We start from the raw sequence: 22,928 nt of genomic DNA on the forward strand, positions 1-22,928 counted from the left end.
GCAGCAGCGATGCCCGCAATCGATGCAGCGCCATGGGCATCGCTTGTATGGGATTCCATTCCAGTCACGGCCAAGTAAACCAAAACATCAAACTAAAAGTTGACAGCCCGTGCCCCCCCAACCACACTGCCGCCCTCGCTCCATTCGTACCCAAGGCCCCGCCATGGCTGCTGCCATCCGCCACGACTGGCATCACGACGAACTGCAGGCGCTGTTCGATCTGCCGTTTCCCGAGCTGCTGTTCCGCGCCGCCGCGGTGCACCGCGAGCACTTCGATCCGGCGCAGGTGCAGGTGTCCACGCTGTTGTCGGTGAAGACCGGAGGCTGCCCGGAAGACTGCGCGTACTGCCCGCAGGCGCAGCGCTACAGCACCGGGGTGAATGCGCAGAAGCTGATGGAGACCGATGCGGTGCTGGCCAAGGCGCGCCAGGCCAAGGCCGCCGGTGCGTCGCGCTTCTGCATGGGTGCCGCATGGCGTTCACCGAAGGATCGCGACATTCCGAAGGTGGCGGCGATGATCGCCGGGGTGAAGGCACTGGGCCTGGAGACCTGCGCCACGCTGGGCATGCTCAGCGGCGAGCAGGCACGTGCGCTGAAGGATGCGGGCCTGGACTACTACAACCACAACCTCGATACCGCACCGGACTACTACGATTCGATCATCCACACCCGCCAGTACCAGGACCGCCTGGACACGCTTGAGCACGTGCGCGATGCCGGCCTGAAGACCTGCTGCGGCGGCATCGTCGGCATGGGCGAGACGCGCGCACAGCGCGTCGGCCTGCTGCTGGCACTGGCCACACTGCCGGCGCACCCTGATTCGGTGCCGATCAACAGGCTGGTGCAGGTGGCGGGCACGCCGCTGCATGGCAGTGCAGAGCTGGACCCGTTCGAGTTCGTGCGCATGATCGCGGTGGCGCGCATCGCCATGCCGCGCTCGATGGTGCGGCTGTCGGCGGGTCGCGAGGCGATGAGTGACGAACTGCAGGCGCTGTGTTTCCTGGCCGGCGCCAACTCCATCTTCTACGGCGACAAGCTGCTTACTACCGGCAACCCGGAAAGCGAGCGCGATCTGGCGCTGTTCGCACGGCTGGGGCTACAGCCGATGGCGGTGCAGGTGGATGCCGAAGGCCACGACCACGGCGGTACCGTGCACGCCGATATCAGTGGCGATGCACCCGGCTGCGGCTGCGCTCACGCGGCCTGAGACGGGCCGCAAGCAGGCGCCGCGGCAACGCGCTACCCTAGCCGCTCCGTCGACGCATTCAGCCACCATGGCCCGCCCCGACCTGACCGCCCGCCTCCACGCCCAGCGCGCTCTGCGCGATGCCCAAGGCCGTCGCCGCCCGCGACGCATGGTCACCCGACGTGATGGCGTGCGCCTGGAAGTGGACGGCCAGTGGCTGACCGGCTTCTGCAGCAACGACTACCTGGGCCTGGCCCAGCAGTTCAGCGTGGTCAACGCGCTGCAGGACGCCGCCGCACGCGAAGGCGCTGGCGCCGGTGCCTCGCACCTGGTCTGCGGCCATCATGCCCTGCATGAGGCGCTGGAACGCGAGGTGGCCGAGTGGCTGGGCTATCCGCGTGCGCTGCTGTTCGGCAGTGGCTTCGCCGCCAATCTGGCGGTGCAGCAGGCACTGCTGAGCGAAGAGAACGATGTCTGCGTACAGGACAAGCTCAACCACGCCAGCCTCCTTGATGCCACCCGGCTGGCCGGTGCGCGCCTGCGCCGCTACCCGCACCTGGATGCGGAAGGCGCGATGCGCCAGCTCAAGCACGCGCCCGATGGCGCGGCCATGCTGGCCACCGATGGTGTCTTCAGCATGGATGGCGACATCGCACCGCTGCGTGCATTGTCGCTTGTGGCACGCCTGCAGCAGGCGCTGTTCTATGTGGATGATGCGCACGGTGTCGGCGTGGTCGGTGATGGCCGTGGTGCCGTGGCCGCCGCCGGGCTGGGCGTGGACGACGTACCGCTGCAGCTGGTCACACTGGGCAAGGCACTGGGCGGTTCCGGTGCGCTGGTGCTGGGCCGCGACGACCTGATCGAGCATCTGGCCGAAACCGCGCGCCCGTACATCTACACCACCGCGGTGCCACCGGCGATGGCCGCTGCTGCGCTTGAAGCAGTGCGCCTGGCGCGCCGCGACCACTGGCGTCGCACAAAGCTGACCGACCTGATCGCGCTGTTCCGCACTGAAGCGCGTCGCCATGGCCTGGACCTGATGGCTTCGGAAACACCGATCCAGCCGCTGCTGTTCGGCGATGACCGCACCGCCGTGGCGATGTCCACGGCGCTGGAACAGGCCGGCTGGCTGGTCGGTGCAATCCGCCCGCCGACGGTGCCGGAAGGCAAGGCACGCCTGCGCGTGACACTGTCCGCGCTGCATACGCCGGAACAGGTGCGTGGCCTGGTGGAGGCCATCGCCAGCGCGCGCGATCGCGTGACCCTGGCCGTGCGTGAAGCCGCGCCACCGCCGCTGCCCGCTTTTGCCTGAGTTCCGTGTCATTGCCCATGCATATTGACGTCACCGGCCGTGGGCCGGACCTGGTACTGATCCACGGCTGGGCCCTGCAGGGCGGTGTATTCGCGCCGCTGGTGCAGCGCCTGGCAGACCAGTTCACCCTGCACCTGGTCGACCTGCCCGGCCATGGCCACAGCCGCGACGACACCACGCCGCTGCGCCTGCCGTTCGTGGTCAGTGCCATTGCCGCGGCCACACCCCCGGCGGTGTGGTGCGGCTGGTCGCTGGGCGGTCTGTTCGCGCTGCACGCTGCCGCGACGCTGCCGAAGGTGCGCGGGCTGGCGATGATCGCGGCCACGCCACGCTTCGTGCGTGGCGAAGACTGGCCGCATGCAGTGGAACCGGCGGTGTTCGAGCAGTTCGGGCGCGAGCTGGCCACCGACTTCGGCGGCACCCTGGAACGCTTCCTCGCGCTGGACGTGATGGGCTCGGCACACGCCCGCGAGGAGCTGCGCATCCTGCGGCAGCGCCTGGTCGAGCGCGGTGCGCCCACCGAACGCGCCCTGCTGGAAGGCCTGCGCCTGCTCGAAAGCACCGATCTGCGCGGCGCGCTGCCGACGCTGGGCAAGCCCAGCCTGTGGATCGCCGGCCAGCGAGACCGGTTGGTGTCTCCGGTGGCGATGCAGGCCGCCGCGGCGCTGGCCCCGGGCGCGCAGGCGCTGACGATCGCCCATGGTGGACATGCGCCTTTCCTCGGCCATGCCGATGAGGTGGCCGCCGCCCTGCAACACTTCGTTGCCGGCCTGTCACCGGCCGATGGCGGACAATGAGCCCCCTCCGAATTCCGCAGGATTGACGCATGGATCTGGGTATCAACGGCCGCTGGGCACTGGTCTGCGGCGCAAGCAAGGGGCTGGGCCTGGGCTGCGCGCGTGCGCTGGTGCGCGAGGGCGTCAACGTGGTGATCGTGGCTCGTGGCGAGGAGGCACTGCAGGTTGCCGCCGCAGGGCTGAGCGCCCTGCCCGGTGCCGGTGAGGTGCGCGCCGTCGCCGCCGACGTCACCACCGAGGCCGGCCGCACTGCGGCGCTGGCCGCCTGCCCGCAGGTGGACATCCTGGTCAACAATGCCGGTGGTCCGCCGCCCGGTGATTTCCGCAATTTCGAACGCGACGACTGGATTGCCGCGCTGGACGCCAACATGCTGGCGCCGATCGCGCTGATCCGCGCCACCGTCGACGCGATGATCGAGCGCGGCTTCGGCCGCATCGTCAACATCACCTCGTCGGCGGTGAAAGCCCCGATCGACATCCTGGCGTTGTCCAACGGCGCGCGCAGTGGCCTGACCGGTTTCGTCGCCGGCCTGTCGCGCCGCACCGTGGCCCACAACGTCACCATCAACAACCTGCTGCCCGGCCAGTTCGACACCGACCGCCTGCGCGCCAACTTCGCCCACAGCGCGGGCAAGGACGGCGACGCCGGCAAAGTCGCTGAACGCCGGCGCCAGCAGATTCCCGCCGGCCGCTTCGGCACGCCGGACGAATTCGGCGCCGCCTGCGCCTTCCTGTGCAGTGCACAGGCCGGTTACCTCACCGGGCAGAATCTGCTGATCGACGGCGGCGCCTACCCCGGTACGTTCTAAGAGAGTTCGCAATGCCGTCCCACTTCGATGCCCGCCATGTCCGTCGCGCGTTCGCGCGTGCCGCCACCAGTTACGACGCTGCCGCCGCCCTGCAGCGCGAGGTGCAGTCGCGGCTGATCGAATCGCTGGACTACCTTGAGGCACGCAAGCCCGAGGTGGTGCTGGACATCGGCGCCGGCACCGGCCATGCAAGTGCGTTGATGAAGAAGCGCTGGCCGAAGGCGCAGGTGATCGCGCTGGACGTGGCGCTGCCGATGCTGGACCAGGCCAAGCGCCAGGCCGGCTGGTGGAAGCCGTTCCAGCGCCTGTGCGGCGACGCCGCTGCGCTGCCGCTGGCCGACAACAGCGTGGACGTGATCTTCAGCAACCTGTGCCTGCAGTGGGTGGACGACCTGCCGGCGGTGTTCGCCGGGTTCCGCCGTGTGCTCAAGCCCGGTGGCCTTCTGGTGTGCTCCACCTTCGGCCCGGAAACGCTGATCGAACTCAACGAAGCCTTCGCCGCCGCCGATGACCGCCCGCACGTCAGCCGCTTTGCACAGATCGCCCAGTTCGGTGATGCGCTGATGATGGCCGGCTTCCGTGACCCGGTGCTGGACCGCGATCTGTTCACCCTGACCTACGACGACCTGCCCTCGTTGATGCGCGAACTGCGCGCGATGGGCGCGACCAATGCGCGGGTGGACCGCCGCCATACGCTGACCGGGCGTGGCCGTTTCGCTGCGGCGGCAGCGGCGTATGAACCGATGCGGCGCGCCGACGGCAAGCTGCCCAGCAGCTGGGAAGTGATCTATGCCCACGCCTGGGCACCGGACCCGGGCGCGCCGATCCGCGAAGGCGGGCATGACGTCGCCTCGGTGCCGGTGTCGGCGATTCCGATCCGACGCAAGCAGACCTGATCGTCTGGTAGTGCTGGCCGCTGGCCGGCAACCTCACGATTCCATGGTGGGCATCTGCCGGCCAGCGGCCGGCACTACCCAATGCGACACCGCGCCCAACGCAGGCTTTCGCCCTCAGGTATTGGCCGGCGAGCTCAGCGGCGGGCGCACCAGGTCGCGGTGGAAGAAGTAGATTTCCTGCACCAGGAAGCGCCAGCTGGTGTGGAAGCTGCGGAAGCGCGTGCTGGGCGTGGACGAGGCCAGCGCATCGATGCCCAGCGCCTTGCTCAGGCGCAGCGCGCGCGCCATGTGCAGCGGGTCGCTGACGATGATCACCCGGTGCAGGTCGCGCTGGTCCATCAGTCGCTTGGCTTCCACCAGGTTCTGCACGGTGTTGCGTGACGCGGTCTCGATCAGGATCGCATCGTCCGGCACGCCATGCTTCAGCGCATAGCGCCGCGCCACCTGCGATTCGGAGAAGCGCGCACCGGTGCCGCCATAGCCACCGGTGAAGATCAGCAGCGGCGCGTACTGGGCCTCGTACAGGTCTAGTCCATGCCGGATACGTTCTTCGAACACCGGCGATGGCTTGGCGTCATAGGCGGCCGCACCCAGCACGATGATGGCATCGGCCTTGGCGGCCTGGTCGCGCTCGCCGACCCAGACGATCCAGGCGGTCACGCCCAGCAGCCAGATCACCAGCAGGACAAACAGCCGCCACAGCCAGCCCAGCAGGCCGGTGCGGGGCCGGTGCCGGTCGCGGCTCATGGCGCGCCCCAGCGCAGCGCAGGCAGGTCGACATTGCCACCAGACAGCACCAGGCCCACGCGCAGGCCGGCGAAGCGCTGTGGCTGTGCCAGCACGGCAGCGAGCACGGTGGCCGACGACGGCTCGACCACCTGCTTGAGCACCTCCCACAGCAGGCGCATCGCCGCCATCGTCGCCGTGTCATCAACCACGATCACCTCGGCACCTGCCGCGCGCAGCAGTTCGAAATTCGGCGCGCCGATCAGGGTACGCAGTCCATCGCAGATCGTGTCCGGGGCGAACGCGCCCTGGCGCTCGCCAGCGGCCAGCGAGCGCGCGGTATCGTCGGCTCCGGCTGGCTCGGCCAGCACCAGGCGGGTCTGCGGGCTGGCGTGCTGCAGGGCCAGCGCGGTGCCGCTGGCCAGGCCACCGCCGCCGACCGGCACGACCAGCACGTCGAACGGGCCGTCGCTGTGCAGCAGCTCCAGCGCGGCGGTGCCCTGCCCCGCCATCACCGCCGGGTCGGTGTATGGATGGACGAGAGTCGCGCCGGTATCGGCCTGCACTTTGGCGCAGGCGGCCTCACGATCGGCGGTGGTCGGCGGGCAGCGCCAGAGGGTGGCGCCATGGCGCGCGATGTTGGCCAGCTTGGCCGCCACCGCGCCTTCCGGCACCACCACGTGGCAGGGAATGCCACGCGTGCGCGCGGCCAGCGCCAAGGCGGCGCCATGATTGCCGGAGGAGTGCGTGACCACGCCGGCACTGGCGCGATCGGCCTCCAGCGACCACACCGCGTTGCAGGCACCACGGAACTTGAATGCGCCGCCGCGCTGCAGGTGCTCGGCCTTGAACGCGAGTTGCGCGCCGGCCAGCGCATCAAGCATGCGCGAGCGCAGTACCGGGGTCACGCTGGCATGCGGGGCAATCCTCGCCGCAGCAAGCAGGACGTCATCGGCGCGGGGCAACAGTGAATCGCTCATGACGCAAGATTAACGTATGGCTTCGCGCTGGCGACCGGGGCGCAGGTCATGCCAGCATGCAGGCCTACGCCTCCATTCATCCTGGCCGGCGGAATTAAGGGCCGATTCAACGCTGGCGCCCGAAGCTGACTGCACACCCGTCCTCTGGGGGGACCCACCATGAAAATGCGCCTGATGCTTGCCGGTGGCCTGCTGCTGGCCCTGACCGGCTGCACCACCTACGACTATGTCGGCGGCGGCCGCAGCGGCAGCTACTACCACGGTGCGCCGTCGGTGGAGTACCGCTACCCGGCCGGCTATCCCTACAACTACGGCCCCTACTACGGTGGCTATGGCGGCTACTACGGCGGCTACGGCAATCCGTATTACTCGCGCCCGATCTACCGCCCGCCGCACAACCATCGCCCGCCGCCGCGCCCGGGCAATGGTGGCGAGCACCGTCCGCCGCCGCCGTCGCGACCGTCGTACAACGGTGGTTCGCCGTGGCGGAACATGGACTCGATGCGCCGCCCGCCGCAGTCGAACGCACAGCCGCCGGCGCCCCAGGCCCGTCCGGCACCGGCACCGAGTGCGCCGAGGATGAACGGTTCCCCCTGGCGCAACATGGATCGTGCGACGCAGCGCACAGTTGAGCGCTGAACCGTCTTGCATTTCACACGGTCCAAGCCGCACTCTACGCGGACAGTGACGGCCCACGTCACAAAGTGACAAAAACGACACGGGCCGCCGCAAAAAGCTCTACGTCGATATCCGACAGGAACATCTGGATCCCCCCTGTTCCGGCCCTGTCGGATGTCGGCACCTCTGAAGGCAGACGGCCCCGCAATGCGGGGCCGTTTGTTTTGTCAGGTCGCCAACCGGCGAAAGCCCAGCTTCAGTAGATCCACGCCATGCGTGGATGGCGCCTTCCCGACAGCCGCAAAAAAACAGGGCCGGACAGTCCCCCGACTGCCGGCCCTCTGCTCCCCCATCGTGCGCCTGTACCGGCCCCTGTTCCAATTCCGGTCACGGGCGCCTGCGGCGCCAGCCACGATGGGTGCTATTGGGTTATCTGCAAAAATCCTGCCAACTTTAGGGCCGATTTCGCCGCCGACTGGCCGGCGCCGGCGTCCGGACCCCGAATGGCGCTAAAATCGCCACCCCGGCGCCGCCCCCGGCCGCGCCTGCCCCAAGCTGAACAGCCCCCATGAACCCGTCCTTCCATCGTTACGACGTCATCGTCATCGGCGGTGGCCACGCTGGCACTGAAGCCGCGCTGGCCGCAGCCCGCACCGGCGTGCGCACCCTGCTGCTGACCCACAACATCGAAACCGTGGGTGCGATGAGCTGCAACCCGGCCATCGGCGGCATCGGCAAGGGCCACCTGGTCAAGGAAATCGACGCGCTCGGCGGTGCGATGGCGCATGCCGCCGACCGCGCCGGCATCCAGTGGCGCACCCTCAACGCCTCCAAGGGCCCGGCCGTGCGCGCCACCCGCTGCCAGGCCGACCGCAACCTGTACCGCATGGCGATCCGCGCCATCGTCGAAGGCCAGGCCAACCTGACCGTGTTCCAGGCGGCCGTCGATGACCTGGTCATCGAAGGCGACGCCGTGCGCGGGGTCATCACCCAGACCGGCCTGCGCTTCGATGCCGAGGCCGTGGTGCTGACCGCCGGCACCTTCCTGGCCGGCAAGATCCATGTCGGCCCGACCCAGTACGCCGCCGGCCGCATGGGCGACCCGCCGGCCACCACGCTGGCCGCGCGGCTGCGCGAGCGCCCGTTCCAGGTGGACCGCCTGAAGACCGGCACGCCGCCGCGCATCGACGGCCGCTCGCTGGACTACAGCGTGATGGATGAGCAGCCCGGCGACTCGCCGCGCCCGGTGATGTCCTTCCTGGGTTCGGTGGACGAGCATCCGCAGCAGGTCAGCTGCTGGATCACCCACACCACCGAACAGACCCACCAGATCATCCGCGACGCGCTGCACCGCTCGCCGCTGTACAGCGGCCAGATCGAAGGCATCGGCCCGCGCTACTGCCCGTCCATCGAGGACAAGGTGGTGCGCTTTGCCGAGAAGGCCAGCCACCAGATCTTCGTCGAACCCGAAGGCCTGGGCATCGTCGAGATCTACCCCAACGGCATCTCCACCTCGCTGCCGTTCGACGTGCAGCTGGAGATGGTGCGCAGCATCCGCGGTTTCGGCAACGCGCATATCACCCGCCCGGGCTACGCGATCGAGTACGACTTCTTTGATCCACGCGGGTTGAAGGCTTCGCTGGAAACCAAGCTGGTCAACGGCCTGTTCTTCGCCGGCCAGATCAACGGCACCACCGGCTATGAAGAAGCCGCCGCGCAAGGCCTGTTGGCCGGCCTCAACGCTGCACGCCAGGTGCGCGGACTGGACGGCTGGTGCCCGCGCCGCGACGAGGCGTACCTGGGCGTGCTGGTGGATGACCTGATCACTCACGGTACCAACGAGCCCTACCGCATGTTCACCAGCCGCGCCGAGTACCGCCTGCAGCTGCGCGAGGACAATGCCGACCAGCGCCTGACGCCGGCCGGCCGCGAGATGGGCCTGGTGGATGACCGCCGCTGGAACGCGTTCGAGACCAAGCAGGCCGCTGTTGCTGCCGAACGCGCACGCTTGGGCGCGCTGTGGGCAACCCCGGCCAATGCGCTGGGCCGCGAAGTGCAGGACACGCTGGGTGTGGCGGTCAGCCGCGAGACCAGCGTGCTGGACCTGATCAAGCGCCCCGAGCTGGACTACGCGCAGCTTATGCAGGTGCCGTCGCTGGGCCCGGCGGTGGCCGACGCCAAGGTGGCCGAGCAGGTGGAGATCGGCGTGAAGTACGCCGGCTACCTGGACCGCCAGCGCGAGGAGATCGAGCGCCAGCAGCGGCATGAAGCCACGCCAATCGCCGAAGCCTTCGATTACGCGGCGGTGCGCGGGCTGTCGGCCGAAGCGCTGCAGAAGCTGGAGCGCGTGCGCCCGCAGACCATCGGCCAGGCGCAGCGCATTCCGGGCATGACCCCCGCGGCAATCTCGCTGCTGCTGGTGCACCTGGAGCGTGCACGCCGCGGCCGCGTGGCGTAACGCGGGATCGGTGGATGCCATCCACCAATGCGGCGCGCGATCCGTTCTGGCAGGTGTCGACCTTGGTCGACACGGATGCATGAGGCATTCCGGCAGTTGCGGGTGGCGGGGTCGCCATTGGCCGAGCGGGTATCATCGTCGCGGACGCCCTGATTTCCGTAGACATCGATGAACCCGCTGCGCCCCTTCCGCGACAAGATGCCCGTCCTCGGCGAGCGCGTGTACATCGACCCGTCGTGCACGATCATCGGTGACGTGGAGCTGGGCGAGGACGTCTCGGTGTGGCCGGGCACGATCATCCGCGGTGACGTCAACCACGTGCGCATCGGCGCACGCACCAACGTGCAGGACGGCACCATCATCCACGTCAGCCATCACAGCCCCTACAACAAGGCCGGCTACCCGACCCTGATCGGCGAAGGCGTGACCGTCGGCCACGGCTGCATCATCCACGCCTGCACCATCGGTGATTACAGCCTGATCGGCATGGGTGCCTGCATCCTCGACGGCGCGCGGGTCGAGCGCCATGGCTTCGTCGGCGCCGGTGCCGTGGTCGGCCCGGGCAAGGTGGTCGGCGAAGGCGAGCTGTGGGTGGGCAACCCGGCCCGCCCGGCACGCACGCTGAGCGACAAGGAAATCGAGGCGCTGCATTACTCGGCCGACCACTACGTGCGGCTGAAGGACGAATACCTGGGCTGAGCGGCCAACGCCGCCATGCGGCTCTGCTAAAGTCTGGGCCCGACCAGGACCTGTCGAGACCCCCATGCCTGTGGCTGCCTGCCGGAGAGGACTCCGGCGCCCACAACGAAGGCCATCACGCTGATGGCCGCACCGATGCTCGATACCTACCGCGAGGTGGTAACGCCGGAGGGTGTGCCGCTGCAGTTGCCTGCAGCCGGCCCGGTACCGAGGGCGATGGCCTGGCTGGTCGATCTCGGCGTGCGCATCGCGGCACTGGTGCTGATGTCGATCCCGCTGGCACTGCTGGACCAGTTCGGTTCCGGCCTCTACCTGGTGCTGATGTTCCTGGTCTACTGGGCCTACCCGATCGTCTGCGAAGCAGTGTGGGGACGCACCCTGGGCAAGCGTGCGCTGGGGCTGCGTGTGCTGTCCCGCGATGGCGCGCCGGCAGGCTGGATGGCGGCGATCACCCGCAACCTGCTGCGCACGGTGGACATGCTGCCCTTCGGCTATGCGCTGGGCCTGATCAGCAGCCTGTTCGATCCGCATGGCCGCCGTCTGGGCGACCTGGTGGCAGGCACTGTGGTGGTGCATGCACCCGCGCTGTACCTGCCACCGCCGCCGACCATCGGCAGCGTGCTGGCCCCGCCGCAGCCCCTGCGACCAGAGGAACAGGCCGCGCTGATGGCCTTCGCCGAGCGCGCGCCACGCTTGTCGGCGGCGCGCCAGCAGGAGCTGGCCGGTATTGCCGAGCCACTGACCGGCACCCACGGCCAGGTCGGCGTGTTGCGCCTGTATGCGATGGCCAACTGGCTGCTGGGGCGGCGATGAAACAGGAGCAGTTCGTCGCCCGCTACCAGCAGGAATGGCAGGATCTGGAGCAGTGGCTGCTGCTGCGTGCCGGCGCCTCACGCCGCACGCGCCGCAAGGCCAGCGGCCTGGCACTGGACGACACTACCTTCCCGCAGCGCTACCGGCGGCTGTGCCAGCAGCTGGCGCTGGCCCGCGAGCGCGGCTACAGCCCGCAGCTGGTGCAACGCCTGCAACAGCTGATGCAGCAGGGCCACAGCGTGCTGTACCGCACGCCGCCAACGCGCTGGCGGCGTGCCCTGGAGTTCCTGGTGGCCGATTTTCCGCTGCTGGTGCGCAGCCAGGCGCGCAGCATGTGGGCGGCGCTGGCGATGTTCGCGCTGCCGGCGGTGGCCTGCTTCGTGCTGGTGCAGGTCTATCCGGACCTGATCCACATGCTGATGGACAACCGCCAGATCGCCGAGATGGAGCGCATGTACGATCCCGCCGCCGAGCGCCTGGGGCGTGACAGCGGCACCGACTGGATGATGTTCGGCCACTACATCCTGAACAACATCAGCATCGCCCTGCGCGCCTTCGCCAGCGGGCTGCTGGCCGGGCTGGGCACGCTGCTGGTGCTGCTGTTCAACGGCGTGATCATCGGTTCAGTGGCAGGCCACCTGCAGCACATCGGCCATGGCAACCCGTTCTGGCGCTTCGTGGTCGGCCACGGTGCCTTCGAGCTGACTGCGATCGTGATCGCCGGCGGCGCCGGCCTGCAGCTGGGCATGAAGCTGCTGGCGCCGGGCCGGCGCAGCCGCCTGGATGCACTGGTCGACGGCGGCCGCATCGGCGCGCGGCTGTGCCTCGGCGTCGCCTTCATGCTGTTGGTGGCCGCCTTCATCGAAGCCTTCTGGTCATCGATCGCCGAAGTACCTGCATGGGGCAAGTTCAGCGTGGCCGGTGTGTTGTGGGCCGGCGTGCTGCTGTGGCTGTGGCGCGGCGGACGTGGAGCTGGCCATGCGCATTGACCACCTGGACGTGGCGCTGCGTGCCCGCAGTGGCTGGGAAGCGATGGAGCTGGGCACCGCGCTGTCCCGCCGTCACGCGCGCGCGCTGTGGGGCAGCTGGCTGCTGGCCAGTGCACCGCTGTTCGTGGTCTTCAACGCGCTGGGCTGGTGGCTGGATGCCTTCGGCTGGGCCTGGCTGGCGATGTGGTGGTGCAAACCGCTGTTCGAACGTGCGCCGCTGTATGTGCTGTCGCGCGGCATCTTCGGTGAACCAGTCGGCACGCTGGCCGCGCTGCGTGCGCAACGTCACTGGGGCAACAGCGGCTTCTGGGGCTACCTGGGCTGGCGCCGCTTCAGCGTGCTGCGCAGCCTGTGCCTGCCGGTGAACCTGCTGGAAGGCAACACACCAGACCAGCGCGGCCCACGCCGCCGTGCGGTGGCCGCCGGGGCTGCAGGCGCGGCACTGGTGCTGACCGTGAGCTGCATGGCCTTCGAAGTGGTACTGGTATCCGGCGCGATCGGCGCGGTGTTCATGTTCATGCCACTGGAGCTGATGTCCGAATCATGGCGCGCCGCATGGGACATGATCGGCCAGGACACACCCGCATGGGCACGGCTGGGCTTCAACCTGGCGTGCTGGCTGGCCTCGGTGCTGATCGGCCCGTTCTTCGTCGGTGCGGGCTTTGGCCTGTACTTGAACCGGCGCACGCAGATGGAAGCCTGGGATGTGGAGATCGCCCTGCGCCGCCTGCGCGAGCGGCTGCTGCCGGCGGCATCGACGCTGGCCCTGCTGCTGTGCCTGGCACTGCCGCTGGTCCCCGCACCGGTGCATGCGCAGGACACAGACGCCGAGCCCGAACGAACCATGGGCAAGCCCAACGACCGTGGCATCGACGCCGAGGAAAGCGACGGAGCACCGACCATCGACCCGGCCAACACCCCGGCAACGATCTTCGGCGGTACGCCGGTGGACACCGCCGGTTTCCGTCAGGCAGTGAACCGCGCCTATGAAGACCCGCTGCAGCGCCCGACCCGCCAGGTCACCCGCTGGAAGCCGATCGAACAGGCCGAGGAAGAGAAGAAGGAAGACAAGCAGCTGCAGCGTGACACCAACAGCAACGGTGAACGCAAAGCACGCAAGGACGGCATCGCCTGGCTGGCACGGCTGGCCGAATGGGGCCTGTGGGGGCTGCTCGGCGTCCTGCTGCTGGTGCTGCTGCTGACCGCACGGCTGTGGCTGCCGTGGCTGCGGGGCAGCGGCCGACGCAAGGCCGAGGCCGCACCGCCGGTGGTGGAGGAACAGGTGGAGTTGCCGGTGGTGCTGCCGCCGGACGTGGCCACCCAGGCCGGCCTGCTCTGGGACCAGGGCCGGCCGCGGCAGGCGCTGGCCCTTCTGTACCGCGCCAGCGTGCGCACGGTGGGCGAGCGCAGCGGTATCGCGCTTCCACCCGGTGCCACCGAAGCGCAATGCCTGCGCGCGTCGCGGCGCATGCCCGAGGCCAGCGACCGTGACCTGTTCGCGCGCATCGTGCGCATGTGGCAGTACGCCGCCTACGGTGGCCGCCTGCCCAGCCGCGCCGATTTCGATGCGATGGCCGATGCCCTGCGCCAGCAGTACGGGTGGCAGGCATGAGTCCGCGCCTGTTCTGGTCGCTGCTGCTCGGTGCATTGGTGCTGCTCGGCGTACCGCTGGCGATCCTCTACCTGCGCACGCACGAGCGGGTAACCGAGACCATCCGGCTGCCGCCACGGGGCGAGGCGGCCTACAACCCGCTGTACGTGCTCGGCCAGGCCCTGCGCGCTGATGGCATCGCCGTGCACTCGCGGCCGCGGCTGGACCTGCAGCAGATGGCGCTGGGTCCGCACGACACGGTGGTGGTGCTGCAGGACAGCAGCGAACTGCCGGCGCCCGTTGCCAGCGCGCTGCTGGACTGGGTCGACCGTGGCGGCCACCTGCTTGTACGTACACCGCCGCCGGTCGAGGACGATGCCGGCAGCACGCAGGGCCCCCTGCTGGACCGGCTGGGCGTGGACAGCCTGTTCCAGCGCAGCGATTGCCAGCCGTTCCATGTCGACGACGATCCTGGCCACGTTGAATTCTGTGCTGGCCGCCGCTTCACCCTGGGTTTTGCCGCCAATGCGCAGGCCGAACGCCGCTGGGGCGGTGACCGTGACCTGGTGTTCGCGCGCCTGCGCCATGGCCAGGGCAAAGTGAGCGTGCTGGCGGACATGGAGTTCCTGCGCGGTGATATCGACTCGCCTGCCGCGCGCCTGGCCGCGGCTGCCGGCGGTGCCAGCGATGGCCTGCACGACAAGGCTCACCGCGACCTGACCCGCTATCTGCTCGATCCGAACTACGGCAAGGGTGCGGTCTGGCTGATCTATGCCAGCCGTCCACCGTCGCTGTGGTCGCGCATGTTCTACCAGGGCTGGCCGCTGTGGGCGCCGCTGCTGCTGGCCCTGCTGGGCTGGTTGTGGGCCCGCTCGCAACGCTTCGGCAGCCTGCTGCCGTCACCGGTACTGGAACGCCGTTCGCTGCTGGAACACGTGCACGCCAGTGGTGAATTGCTGCTGCGTTTCGGCCACGGTACGCGCCTGTACGAGGCCGTTCTCGCCCTGTTCCTGCACCGCCTGCGCCTGCGCGCACCGGTGGCTGCCGCACTGGATGGTGCGCCACGCGAACAGGCCATCGCCGAACTGCTGAAGTGGCCGCAAGGCCGTGTTGCCGCCGCACTGACGCCACCTCTGCCGCACGATTCCTCCGCCCTGCGCGAGCGTATCCGCTTGCTGCTCCAGATGAGATCCCTGCTATGACCGAAGTCCCCGAGCTGCCGGCGGCCGCCAACGCCCGCCTGATCGAACGCGTCGATGCCATCCGCACCGCCGTTGGACACGCCTTCATCGGCCAGGCCGATGTACTGGACCAGATCCTGGTGGCGCTGCTGGCCGGTGGCCACGTGCTGATCGAGGGCGTGCCCGGGCTGGGCAAGACCCTGCTGGTGCGTGCACTGGCACAGGCCCTGGAGCTGGACTACGGGCGCGTGCAGTTCACCCCCGACCTGATGCCCAGCGACGTCAGTGGCCACGCGGTGTACGACCCGAAGAGCGAGAGCTTCAAGATCCGCCGCGGCCCGGTGTTCACCAACCTGCTGCTGGCCGACGAGATCAACCGTGCCCCGGCCAAGACCCAGTCGGCCCTGCTGGAAGTAATGCAGGAAGGCCAGGTGACCATTGAGGGCAAGGCCTTCACCCTGGCGCCGCCCTTCATGGCGCTGGCCACGCAGAACCCGCTGGAGCAGGAAGGCACCTACCCGCTGCCGGAAGCACAGCTGGACCGCTTCCTGCTGAAGGTGCTGATCGACTACCCCCAGCTGGAGGACGAGAAGCGCATGGTGACCGCGATCACCAGCGGCCGCGCTGCCAGCGATTTCGACCTGAGCCAGGTGCCGCGTGTGCTCGGTGCCGGCGAGCTGCTGGAACTGCAGCGTGCCACTGCGGCGATCACCGTCGATGACGAGGTGATCGACTACGCGGTGCGCATCGTCGCCGCCACCCGGCAGTGGCCTGGCATCGCCGTCGGCGCCGGTCCGCGCGGCAGCATCGCGCTGGTGCGTGCCTCGCGCGCACAGGCGGTGCTGGCCGGCCGCGACTTCGTCACGCCGGACGACGTGCGCGACATCGCCCGCCCGGCGCTGCGGCACCGCATCGCGCTGGCCCCGGAACTGCAGATTGAAGGCCAGGACGCCGACGATGTGCTGGGTGCACTGCTGGCCAAGGTGGAAGCGCCGCGCCGATGAGGCCGGCTCCGCTGCTGCTGGCGCTGCTGCTGGCCTGGGCCGCTCTGGGCGGGCTGGTGCTGGGCGGATGGCTGCCGCGCTGGAGCTGGGCACTGGCGGCCGTGGCCATCGCGTTGCCCGCCCTGTGGGACCTGTGGCGGCAGTGGCGGCGTCCGTCGCCGCAGGTGCAGCGCGAGCTGCCCGAAGCGCTGGCACTGGGCGTGCGCCGCGAGGCGGCGTTGCGTGTGCAGGCCGAGCAATCGATGACGGTGCAGGTGTTCGACCTGGTGCCCGGCGGCTGGCCGCTGGAAGCGCTGCCGCAGCGCGTGAGCCTGCAGGCCGGTACGGCGTCCACCCTGCACTACCACCTGCAGCCGCTGCAGCGTGGGCACTTCCGCTTCGAGGGGGTGCACCTGCGCATGCGCTCGCCGTGGCGCCTGTGGTGGCAGCAACGCACGCTGCCGCCGGCGCTGGAGGTGCGGGTCTATCCGAACTTCGTGCCGCTCACCCGCTTCGCATTGTTCAGTGCCGACCAGGCCTCGCGGCTGGTCGGTGCGCACGTGAAGCGCCGCCGTGGCGAAGGCACCGACTTCCACCAGATGCGCGAGTACCGCATCGGCGACAGCCTGCGCCAGCTGGACTGGAAGGCCACCGCACGTGCGCGCAAGCTGATCTCGCGCGAGTACCAGGACGAGAAGAACCAGCAGTTGCTGCTGATGCTCGACAGTGGCCGACGCATGCTGGCCAGCGAAGGCGGGCTCTCGCACTTCGACCATGCCTTGAATGCCTCGCTGGTGGTGGCCTACCTGGCGCTGCGCCAGGGCGATGCCGCCGGCCTGTACGCTGCCGGGGGCGAACGCCGCTGGGTAGCACCACAGCGCGGCATGGGCACGGTCGAGCACCTGCTGCGCGCCAGCTACGACCTGCAGCCGCGCGCGGTGGCCACCGACTACCTGGCTGCGGCCACCGAAGTATCGCTGCGCCAGCGCCGGCGTGCGCTGGTGATGCTGGTCAGCAATGTGCGCGACGAGGACATCGAAGACCTGCTGGCGGCGGTGCGCCTGCTGCAGCGGCGCCACCTGGTATGCGTGGCCAGCCTGCGCGAGCGCGAGCTGGACGGCGCGCTGGAGGGTGACGTGCAGACCCTGGAAGACGCCACCCAGGCCGGTGCCGCCGCGCTGTACCTGCAGCAGCGCTCGAAGGCGCACGAGGCACTGCGCAGCGAGAAGGTGATGGTGCTGGACGTGACCGCCGACGCCCTGCCCGGCGCGCTGGTGGAGCGCTACCTGGCGGTGAAGCGCGAAGGGTTGCTCTGAGCCGAGCGTAGGCTCGGCTCTACACGAATCGGGTTGCCTGTAGCACCGAGCCCTTGCTCGGCTGTCGGCCAGCGGCCGGCACTACCTACCCCTGCAGCAAGCGCCGCTGCAACCGCTCCACCGCACGCTGCAGCAGCACCCGGTTGCGGGCCAGCTTCATCCACTGCGGCAGGCGCGAGAACATGGATCGGTGATGGCCGCGGCTTTCGCGCAACGTCGCGCCCGCGTATTCGTGCAGTGCCTGCAGATGTTCGGCGTTATAGGCCCAGAGCAGGCCCGCGCGGGTCGGTTCGACCAGGCGCAGCGGCAATCCGAAGTGCGGATCGGCAGGCTCGGCGTCACGCAACGGACGCACCGCGACCGAAACATCGGTACTGCGATCACATTGCGCACATCGAGCAGCGAAGCACGCCGGTGCAGGCACTCCCGCGGGAGCCCGGCGACGCACATGCAGCCACTGATACCCACAGAATCCACAAGGTTGGCGGCCCAGCATGTAGACCGCACCGACCCAGTCACCACTATCCAACGCAGAACTGCAGCCGGTGCAGCGGAAACGCGCGGTCCATCGATAGGGTTCCCAGCGGGCGATCACCCAACCGGGGGTGTCGCAGCGGTGGCAACGCACCGCGACGCGGGCCGCGAAGGCCTGCAGGCTGCGCCCGTCATCGAAATGCCGGCCCGGCGCGGGCGTGGCACGTCCATGCCGGCCAGGCCAACGCCGCACCGTCATCAGACGTAGATCCGCGTCGGCGCCTCGTCGACGATCGCGTGCGGCACGAACCGCGCACTGTCGCGGGTGATCGCGCTGTCGTCCTCGCGGATGCCGATGCCGCAGGCGTGGTCACCCACCACCCAGCTGCCGATCAGCGGGTAGCCACCTTCGAAGCGGGTCAGCGGATGGGCGCGCTGGATGATCGCCGGGCCGTCATAGGGACCGTCGCTGCGCTGGGTGCTGCCATCGGCCAGGTGCATCTCGATGTTGGCACCTTCGCGCGAGAACAGCGGCTTGCGCACCCAGCCCGGGGCCAGCGTGCTGCCGTCATCGAAGTGCGCCTCCAGCAGGTTCGGATGGCCTACGTTGCGCTGCCACAGCAACGGCAGGATGCCCTTGTTGCTCAGCACCGCCTTCCAGGCCGGCTCCAGCAGCTGCACGCCCGAAGCGGGCAGCGCGCGGCCGAATTCCTCGGCCATCAGGTCTTCCAGCGGATACAGCTTGAACAGCGTGCCGATCACCGAATCATCCAGCGCGGTGAAGCGGCCATCCTCGGACAGGCCGATGTCCTCGATCGCGATGGCCTGGCCATGCAGGCCGGCCTGCGACGCGCAGTCGCGCAGGTACTCGACCGTGCCGCGGTCTTCTTCCGAGCTTCCCACCGCGCTGAAGTACAGCGGTGGCGGCAGCTGCGTGGCCAGTTCGCCGAAGCGCTCGACCAGCGCCTCATGGATCGCATTGAACTGGTCGGCATGCTGCGGCAGGCGGCCGGCGTTGCGCTGGTCTTCCAGCCACTGCCACTGGAAGAAGCTGGCCTCGAACAGCGAGGTCGGCGTATCGTAGTTCAGCTCGTACAGTTTGGCCGGGCCGGTGCCGTCGTAGGCCAGGTCCAGGCGGCCGTAAAGGTGCGGCTGGCGCTGGCGCCAGCTGTCGGCGATCCAATCGCGGTAATGCGACGGAATCGCCAGCTGGTCCATCAACCGCTCGCTGCCGATGACATCACCGACCAGGTCCAGCGCCATCTGGTGCAGCTCGGCACTGGGGTCTTCGATGTCCTGTTCGATCTGGCGCAGGGTGAACGCGTAGTACGCGCTTTCATCCCAGTAGGGCTGGCCATCGATGGTATGGAAACGGAAACCCGCTTCCTCCGCGCGTGCCCGCCACTGGGCACGCTCGGCAATCCGGATGCGCTGCATGGGTCGATCAGCCGCCGTAGCTGCCGCTGGTGCTGCGGCGTGCGCTGGTGTTGCCGAAGCCACCACGGCTGGCAGTGACCGCACGGTTCGGTTCGCTGGTGACCGGTGCCAGACCGGCCTTGCCGGCGCCGATGCCGCTGGCGGTGTTCAGGCCACCGGTGCCGCCCGGTGCCGGGCGCGCCCAGCCAGCGTTCTTGTCCTGGTATGCCGGTGCCGACGCCGGCGCCTGCGGGGCGAGGCCGCCGCGGTTGCTCAGCATCTGCGACATGAAGAAGCCCATCATCATCGGGCCGATGAACGAGGTGCCGGCCGAGGTGTGCTGCTGCACGCACTGCTCCGGCTTGTAATCCTTCTCGCAGGCTTCCTTGCTGGCGTACTTCGGCGCCGCATCGGCGGCCTGCTTCTGCGCTTCGGCAAAGGCATTGCGGCACGACGACGGATCACCGGTGGCCTCGGTGCAGGCCTCGACCGAGGTGTACAGGCCTTCCTGCACCTTCACCTCCGGCTCCTTCTGGCAGGCGGTGAACAGCAGCGGCGCAGCGCTCATCAGCAGCAGCGCGGTGGTGCGGGAACGTTTCATGGCCTCATGCCCTGTCGACGGATCAATGCCCCAATGATGCCAAATCCGGGCCAGCAACCGGAATCGGCAAAGTGCGAAAGATGAACGGAATTTCATTTTCGTCGTTCCCCATCATCCGCGCATGACGTGGATCCACCGGTGTCGACCAAGGTCGACACCTACCAACAGCCGCAGGAAACGTCGAAGGCGGGGTGGGTCCGGTGGCAGGGGTGTGAGCCGCATGGATGCGGCGACCAAGCCCCCATGGACGGGTTAACGGCGTCCCCTGCCACCGGACCCACCCCGCCATCCCACGGAGCGCCCGCCTTTGACGTTGACGTGGACGTTGCCTCTGCGGGTGCCGGGCGCAGCCCGGCCGGACCACCTCCGGTGGTTGCAGCAGCAACCGAAAAAATTGGCCATGATCGGCTGACCCCCACGTCGTACGGCACGCCCGTTCCGCCCGCCATGCCCGAATACCGTTCCCGCACTTCCACCGCCGGCCGCAACATGGCCGGCGCCCGCGCCCTGTGGCGTGCCACCGGCATGAAAGACGGCGACTTCCACAAGCCGATCATCGCCATCGCCAACTCCTTCACCCAGTTCGTGCCCGGCCACGTGCACCTGAAGGATCTTGGCCAGCTGGTCGCGCATGAGATCGAACAGGTCGGCGGTGTCGCCAAGGAATTCAACACCATCGCCGTGGACGACGGCATCGCGATGGGCCACGACGGCATGCTGTACTCGCTGCCCAGCCGCGAGATCATCGCCGACGCCGTGGAGTACATGGTCAACGCGCACTGCGCCGACGCGCTGGTGTGCATCAGCAACTGTGACAAGATCACCCCTGGCATGCTGATGGCCGCGCTGCGCCTGAACATCCCGGTGGTGTTCGTCTCCGGCGGGCCGATGGAAGCGGGCAAGACCAGGCTGTCCGAGCACAAGCTGGACCTGGTCGACGCGATGGTGGTGGCCGCCGATGACAGCGCCTCCGACGAGAAGGTCGCGGCCTTTGAACGCAGCGCCTGCCCCACCTGCGGCTCCTGCTCGGGCATGTTCACCGCCAACTCGATGAACTGCCTGACCGAAGCGCTGGGCCTGTCGCTGCCCGGCAACGGCACTACGCTGGCCACCCATGCCGACCGCGAGGCGCTGTTCCGCCGCGCCGGCCGCCTGATCGTCGAGCTCTGCCATCGCTGGTACGGCGGCGAAGACCCGAGCGCGCTGCCGCGCGGGATCGCCACCCAGGCCGCGTTCGCCAACGCGATGACCCTGGACATCGCCATGGGCGGCTCCACCAACACCATCCTGCACCTGCTTGCCGCAGCGCAGGAAGCGGAGGTCGACTTCGACCTGACCCACATCGACGCGCTGTCGCGACGCGTCCCGCAGCTGTGCAAGGTGGCGCCGAACACACCGAAGTACCACATCGAGGACGTGCACCGCGCCGGCGGCGTGTTCGGCATCCTCGGTGAGCTGGATCGCGCCGGCCTGCTCGATGCCACGGTGCCAACCGTGCACAGCGCCAGCCTGGCCGACGCACTGGAACGCTGGGACGTGGTGCGCAGTGACAACGACACCCTGCACACCTTCTTCAAGGCCGGCCCAGCCGGCATTCCCACCCAGGAGGCCTTCAGCCAGGCCACGCGCTGGCCGACGCTGGACCTGGACCGCGCCGGGGGCTGCATCCGTTCGCTGCAACATGCGTATTCGCTGGAGGGCGGCCTCGCGGTGCTGCGCGGCAACCTGGCTGTCGATGGCTGCGTGGTGAAGACCGCCGGCGTGGACGAATCGATCCACGTGTTCGAAGGCCCCGCGCGCGTCTATGAAAGCCAGGACGCCGCCGTCGCCGGCATCCTCGCCGACGAGGTGCAGCCGGGCGAGGTGGTGGTGATCCGCTACGAAGGGCCGAAGGGCGGCCCGGGCATGCAGGAGATGCTGTACCCGACCAGCTACCTGAAATCGAAGGGACTGGGCAAGCAGTGTGCGCTGCTCACCGACGGCCGCTTCTCCGGCGGCACCTCGGGCCTGTCGATCGGCCACGTCTCGCCGGAAGCGGCCAGTGGCGGTGTCATCGGTCTGGTGGAGAACGGCGACCGCATCCGCATCGACATCCCGGCCCGCCGCATCGATCTGCTGCTGGACGAGGCCACCCTGGCCCAACGCCGCGCCGACGCCGATGCCCGCGGCTGGAAGCCGCGTGCGCCGCGCCCGCGCAAGGTCACCAGCGCCCTGAAGGCGTACGCCCTGCTCGCCACCAGTGCAGACAAGGGCGCCGTGCGCAACGCCGCCCTGCTGGGTGATTGACCGCCATACGGTAGTGCCGGCCGCTGGCCGGCACCTGCCCGTGACGGCCCACATCGATGAGGCTGCCGGCCAGCGGCCGGCACTACCCATCCTGATCCGTTATGGTGGTCCAGGAAGTCACCAACACGGAGGTTGCGATGATGTTGCTTTCCTTTGCGCTGGCCGCTGCCATGGGCACGTCGACAGAACCGCCAAAAGCACCCGACTGCCGCTACGACCGTGCAGCGATGCTGGCGATGGAACCGGATGCGTTCGATCAGGACCTGGAAGGTGGCTGGCGCACGCTGGCCGACCGCGGCTGCCACCGTGAAGCCGCTGATCTGCTCGCCGCCTATGCTGCGTTGCCCAAGGCTGCGGGCAACACCATGATTCTGTGGCATGAAGGCCAGATGCGTGCGGAGGCGGGCCAGTACCCGCAGGCGGTGGCGCTGATGCAGCGCACCTACAAGCCCACCGACACCGACCCCGGTTACTGGAACGCCTACGTGGACGGCACGATCGCCTTCCTGCGGCGCGATCGTGCGGCGCTGGAGAACGCGCGAGCAAGGTTGATTGCGATTCCTGCGCCGGAGCAGATTGCCAGGGCGCTGAAGAATGGGCGTTATCATTTCACGACCGCCGGCGGGCAGAAGGTGGATGTGCCGTGGCCGCCCAACCTGGACGTGCTCGATGGTTTCCTGCGCTGCTTTGATCGCGACTACCACAATGCGATGGGCAACCAGGCCTGCCGGAATCCGCTGGGCGGTTGAACAGCAGAGTGCGTGGTGGGGTCAGAGCCTTTCCTGCGGAAGGGATCC

At 68.8% G+C, this 22,928-nt stretch carries 21 protein-coding genes; 16 read left to right on the forward strand and 5 right to left on the reverse strand.

What is annotated here, in order from left to right; all coding sequences use genetic code 11:
- Positions 1–163 precede the first annotated feature (163 nt).
- The 5 genes from bioB (at position 164) to bioC (ending at position 5,000) form a co-directional block, all read left to right on the forward strand.
- Positions 164–1,207, forward strand: coding sequence for a biotin synthase BioB (gene bioB / locus ROV95_RS20080; RefSeq protein ID WP_312542605.1), 1,044 nt, complete (start codon positions 164–166; stop codon positions 1,205–1,207).
- 67 nt (positions 1,208–1,274) lie between these two features.
- Positions 1,275–2,498: an 8-amino-7-oxononanoate synthase gene (bioF, locus tag ROV95_RS20085; RefSeq protein ID WP_312546065.1), complete on the forward strand. Its 1,224-nt coding sequence runs from the start codon at positions 1,275–1,277 to the stop codon at positions 2,496–2,498.
- A gap of 17 nt (positions 2,499–2,515) precedes the next feature.
- On the forward strand, positions 2,516–3,295 hold the full coding sequence (gene bioH, locus ROV95_RS20090) for a pimeloyl-ACP methyl ester esterase BioH (protein WP_019661643.1): 780 nt from the start codon (positions 2,516–2,518) through the stop codon (positions 3,293–3,295).
- Positions 3,296–3,324: 29 nt separating this feature from the next.
- On the forward strand, positions 3,325–4,104 hold the full coding sequence (locus ROV95_RS20095; RefSeq protein WP_312542606.1) for an SDR family oxidoreductase: 780 nt from the start codon (positions 3,325–3,327) through the stop codon (positions 4,102–4,104).
- 11 nt (positions 4,105–4,115) lie between these two features.
- Positions 4,116–5,000: a malonyl-ACP O-methyltransferase BioC gene (gene bioC, locus ROV95_RS20100; RefSeq protein WP_171952509.1), complete on the forward strand. Its 885-nt coding sequence runs from the start codon at positions 4,116–4,118 to the stop codon at positions 4,998–5,000.
- Positions 5,001–5,114: 114 nt separating this feature from the next.
- On the opposite strand, the gene ROV95_RS20105 is transcribed toward bioC, so the two are convergent.
- A complete protein-coding gene (locus ROV95_RS20105) occupies positions 5,115–5,759 on the reverse strand; it encodes a YdcF family protein (protein ID WP_026347214.1) in 645 nt (214 codons plus the stop codon).
- On the reverse strand, positions 5,744–6,706 hold the full coding sequence (locus tag ROV95_RS20110; protein WP_058979056.1) for a pyridoxal-phosphate dependent enzyme: 963 nt from the start codon (positions 6,704–6,706) through the stop codon (positions 5,744–5,746). Before ROV95_RS20110 ends, ROV95_RS20105 begins: the two co-directional genes overlap by 16 nt.
- A gap of 159 nt (positions 6,707–6,865) precedes the next feature.
- Between ROV95_RS20110 and ROV95_RS20115 the strand changes: the two genes are divergently transcribed.
- The 9 genes from ROV95_RS20115 (at position 6,866) to ROV95_RS20155 (ending at position 17,354) form a co-directional block, all read left to right on the forward strand.
- Positions 6,866–7,345, forward strand: coding sequence for a hypothetical protein (locus ROV95_RS20115; RefSeq protein WP_019661648.1), 480 nt, complete (start codon positions 6,866–6,868; stop codon positions 7,343–7,345).
- A gap of 547 nt (positions 7,346–7,892) precedes the next feature.
- Complete coding sequence (mnmG, locus tag ROV95_RS20120) at positions 7,893–9,782, forward strand: tRNA uridine-5-carboxymethylaminomethyl(34) synthesis enzyme MnmG (protein ID WP_021203344.1); 1,890 nt, start codon at positions 7,893–7,895, stop codon at positions 9,780–9,782.
- Positions 9,783–9,950: 168 nt separating this feature from the next.
- Positions 9,951–10,481 (forward strand): gamma carbonic anhydrase family protein, encoded by a 531-nt coding sequence (locus ROV95_RS20125; protein ID WP_312546068.1) that lies wholly within the window; start codon positions 9,951–9,953, stop codon positions 10,479–10,481.
- 123 nt (positions 10,482–10,604) lie between these two features.
- The gene (locus ROV95_RS20130; RefSeq protein ID WP_019661651.1) at positions 10,605–11,294 is read left to right on the forward strand and encodes an RDD family protein; all 690 of its coding nucleotides are present in this window, start codon (positions 10,605–10,607) and stop codon (positions 11,292–11,294) included.
- Positions 11,291–12,283 (forward strand): stage II sporulation protein M, encoded by a 993-nt coding sequence (locus ROV95_RS20135; protein WP_312546071.1) that lies wholly within the window; start codon positions 11,291–11,293, stop codon positions 12,281–12,283. The genes ROV95_RS20130 and ROV95_RS20135 overlap by 4 nt, the downstream gene beginning before the upstream one ends.
- Positions 12,273–13,895, forward strand: a complete 1,623-nt coding sequence (locus tag ROV95_RS20140; RefSeq protein ID WP_312546073.1) for a DUF4129 domain-containing protein — start codon at positions 12,273–12,275, stop codon at positions 13,893–13,895. Before ROV95_RS20135 ends, ROV95_RS20140 begins: the two co-directional genes overlap by 11 nt.
- The gene (locus tag ROV95_RS20145) at positions 13,892–15,076 is read left to right on the forward strand and encodes a DUF4350 domain-containing protein (RefSeq protein ID WP_312546075.1); all 1,185 of its coding nucleotides are present in this window, start codon (positions 13,892–13,894) and stop codon (positions 15,074–15,076) included. The genes ROV95_RS20140 and ROV95_RS20145 overlap by 4 nt, the downstream gene beginning before the upstream one ends.
- Positions 15,073–16,059 (forward strand): MoxR family ATPase, encoded by a 987-nt coding sequence (locus ROV95_RS20150; protein ID WP_014648782.1) that lies wholly within the window; start codon positions 15,073–15,075, stop codon positions 16,057–16,059. The genes ROV95_RS20145 and ROV95_RS20150 overlap by 4 nt, the downstream gene beginning before the upstream one ends.
- Positions 16,056–17,354, forward strand: coding sequence for a DUF58 domain-containing protein (locus ROV95_RS20155; RefSeq protein WP_312546076.1), 1,299 nt, complete (start codon positions 16,056–16,058; stop codon positions 17,352–17,354). The genes ROV95_RS20150 and ROV95_RS20155 overlap by 4 nt, the downstream gene beginning before the upstream one ends.
- An 85-nt stretch (positions 17,355–17,439) precedes the next feature.
- Here the strand turns inward: ROV95_RS20155 and ROV95_RS20160 are convergent, their stop codons facing one another.
- Genes ROV95_RS20160 through ROV95_RS20170 form a run of 3 tightly spaced genes read right to left on the reverse strand, consistent with a single transcriptional unit; the run spans position 17,440 to position 19,845 of the window.
- Positions 17,440–18,087 carry a hypothetical protein gene (locus tag ROV95_RS20160; protein WP_312546078.1) on the reverse strand — a complete coding sequence of 216 codons (648 nt, stop codon included), beginning with the start codon at positions 18,085–18,087 and terminating at the stop codon, positions 17,440–17,442.
- Positions 18,087–19,265 (reverse strand): glutathionylspermidine synthase family protein, encoded by a 1,179-nt coding sequence (locus ROV95_RS20165; protein ID WP_134730924.1) that lies wholly within the window; start codon positions 19,263–19,265, stop codon positions 18,087–18,089. The genes ROV95_RS20160 and ROV95_RS20165 overlap by 1 nt, the downstream gene beginning before the upstream one ends.
- Before the next feature lie 7 nt (positions 19,266–19,272).
- Positions 19,273–19,845 carry a DUF1190 domain-containing protein gene (locus tag ROV95_RS20170; protein WP_005420172.1) on the reverse strand — a complete coding sequence of 191 codons (573 nt, stop codon included), beginning with the start codon at positions 19,843–19,845 and terminating at the stop codon, positions 19,273–19,275.
- 447 nt (positions 19,846–20,292) lie between these two features.
- On the opposite strand from ROV95_RS20170, the gene ilvD reads away from it, so the two are divergent.
- Positions 20,293–22,131, forward strand: a complete 1,839-nt coding sequence (gene ilvD, locus ROV95_RS20175) for a dihydroxy-acid dehydratase (protein WP_312546080.1) — start codon at positions 20,293–20,295, stop codon at positions 22,129–22,131.
- A 137-nt stretch (positions 22,132–22,268) separates the two neighbouring features.
- Entirely contained in the window at positions 22,269–22,880 is a 612-nt protein-coding gene (locus ROV95_RS20180) for a hypothetical protein (protein WP_100479126.1), read from the forward strand.
- Positions 22,881–22,928: the final 48 nt, after the last annotated feature.

It is taken from the genome of Stenotrophomonas maltophilia group sp. msm1 (assembly GCF_032025805.1).
Taxonomy (GTDB): Bacteria; Pseudomonadota; Gammaproteobacteria; order Xanthomonadales; family Xanthomonadaceae; genus Stenotrophomonas; species Stenotrophomonas hibiscicola.

Excerpts from the sequence above, each read along its gene's own strand:
- ROV95_RS20095 (WP_312542606.1), top strand. The coding sequence starts at position 3,325 with ATGGATCTGGGTATCAACGGCCGCTGGGCACTGGTCTGCGGCGCAAGC.
- ROV95_RS20160 (WP_312546078.1), bottom strand. The coding sequence starts at position 18,087 with ATGACGGTGCGGCGTTGGCCTGGCCGGCATGGACGTGCCACGCCCGCG.
- ROV95_RS20165 (WP_134730924.1), bottom strand. The coding sequence starts at position 19,265 with ATGCAGCGCATCCGGATTGCCGAGCGTGCCCAGTGGCGGGCACGCGCG.
- ROV95_RS20170 (WP_005420172.1), bottom strand. The coding sequence starts at position 19,845 with ATGAAACGTTCCCGCACCACCGCGCTGCTGCTGATGAGCGCTGCGCCG.
- ROV95_RS20110 (WP_058979056.1), bottom strand. The coding sequence starts at position 6,706 with ATGAGCGATTCACTGTTGCCCCGCGCCGATGACGTCCTGCTTGCTGCG.
- ROV95_RS20125 (WP_312546068.1), top strand. The coding sequence starts at position 9,951 with ATGAACCCGCTGCGCCCCTTCCGCGACAAGATGCCCGTCCTCGGCGAG.
- ROV95_RS20130 (WP_019661651.1), top strand. The coding sequence starts at position 10,605 with ATGGCCGCACCGATGCTCGATACCTACCGCGAGGTGGTAACGCCGGAG.
- ROV95_RS20115 (WP_019661648.1), top strand. The coding sequence starts at position 6,866 with ATGAAAATGCGCCTGATGCTTGCCGGTGGCCTGCTGCTGGCCCTGACC.
- bioC (WP_171952509.1), top strand. The coding sequence starts at position 4,116 with ATGCCGTCCCACTTCGATGCCCGCCATGTCCGTCGCGCGTTCGCGCGT.
- ROV95_RS20145 (WP_312546075.1), top strand. The coding sequence starts at position 13,892 with ATGAGTCCGCGCCTGTTCTGGTCGCTGCTGCTCGGTGCATTGGTGCTG.
- mnmG (WP_021203344.1), top strand. The coding sequence starts at position 7,893 with ATGAACCCGTCCTTCCATCGTTACGACGTCATCGTCATCGGCGGTGGC.
- bioH (WP_019661643.1), top strand. The coding sequence starts at position 2,516 with ATGCATATTGACGTCACCGGCCGTGGGCCGGACCTGGTACTGATCCAC.
- bioB (WP_312542605.1), top strand. The coding sequence starts at position 164 with ATGGCTGCTGCCATCCGCCACGACTGGCATCACGACGAACTGCAGGCG.
- ROV95_RS20150 (WP_014648782.1), top strand. The coding sequence starts at position 15,073 with ATGACCGAAGTCCCCGAGCTGCCGGCGGCCGCCAACGCCCGCCTGATC.
- ROV95_RS20180 (WP_100479126.1), top strand. The coding sequence starts at position 22,269 with ATGATGTTGCTTTCCTTTGCGCTGGCCGCTGCCATGGGCACGTCGACA.
- ROV95_RS20140 (WP_312546073.1), top strand. The coding sequence starts at position 12,273 with ATGCGCATTGACCACCTGGACGTGGCGCTGCGTGCCCGCAGTGGCTGG.
- ROV95_RS20135 (WP_312546071.1), top strand. The coding sequence starts at position 11,291 with ATGAAACAGGAGCAGTTCGTCGCCCGCTACCAGCAGGAATGGCAGGAT.
- bioF (WP_312546065.1), top strand. The coding sequence starts at position 1,275 with ATGGCCCGCCCCGACCTGACCGCCCGCCTCCACGCCCAGCGCGCTCTG.
- ROV95_RS20155 (WP_312546076.1), top strand. The coding sequence starts at position 16,056 with ATGAGGCCGGCTCCGCTGCTGCTGGCGCTGCTGCTGGCCTGGGCCGCT.
- ilvD (WP_312546080.1), top strand. The coding sequence starts at position 20,293 with ATGCCCGAATACCGTTCCCGCACTTCCACCGCCGGCCGCAACATGGCC.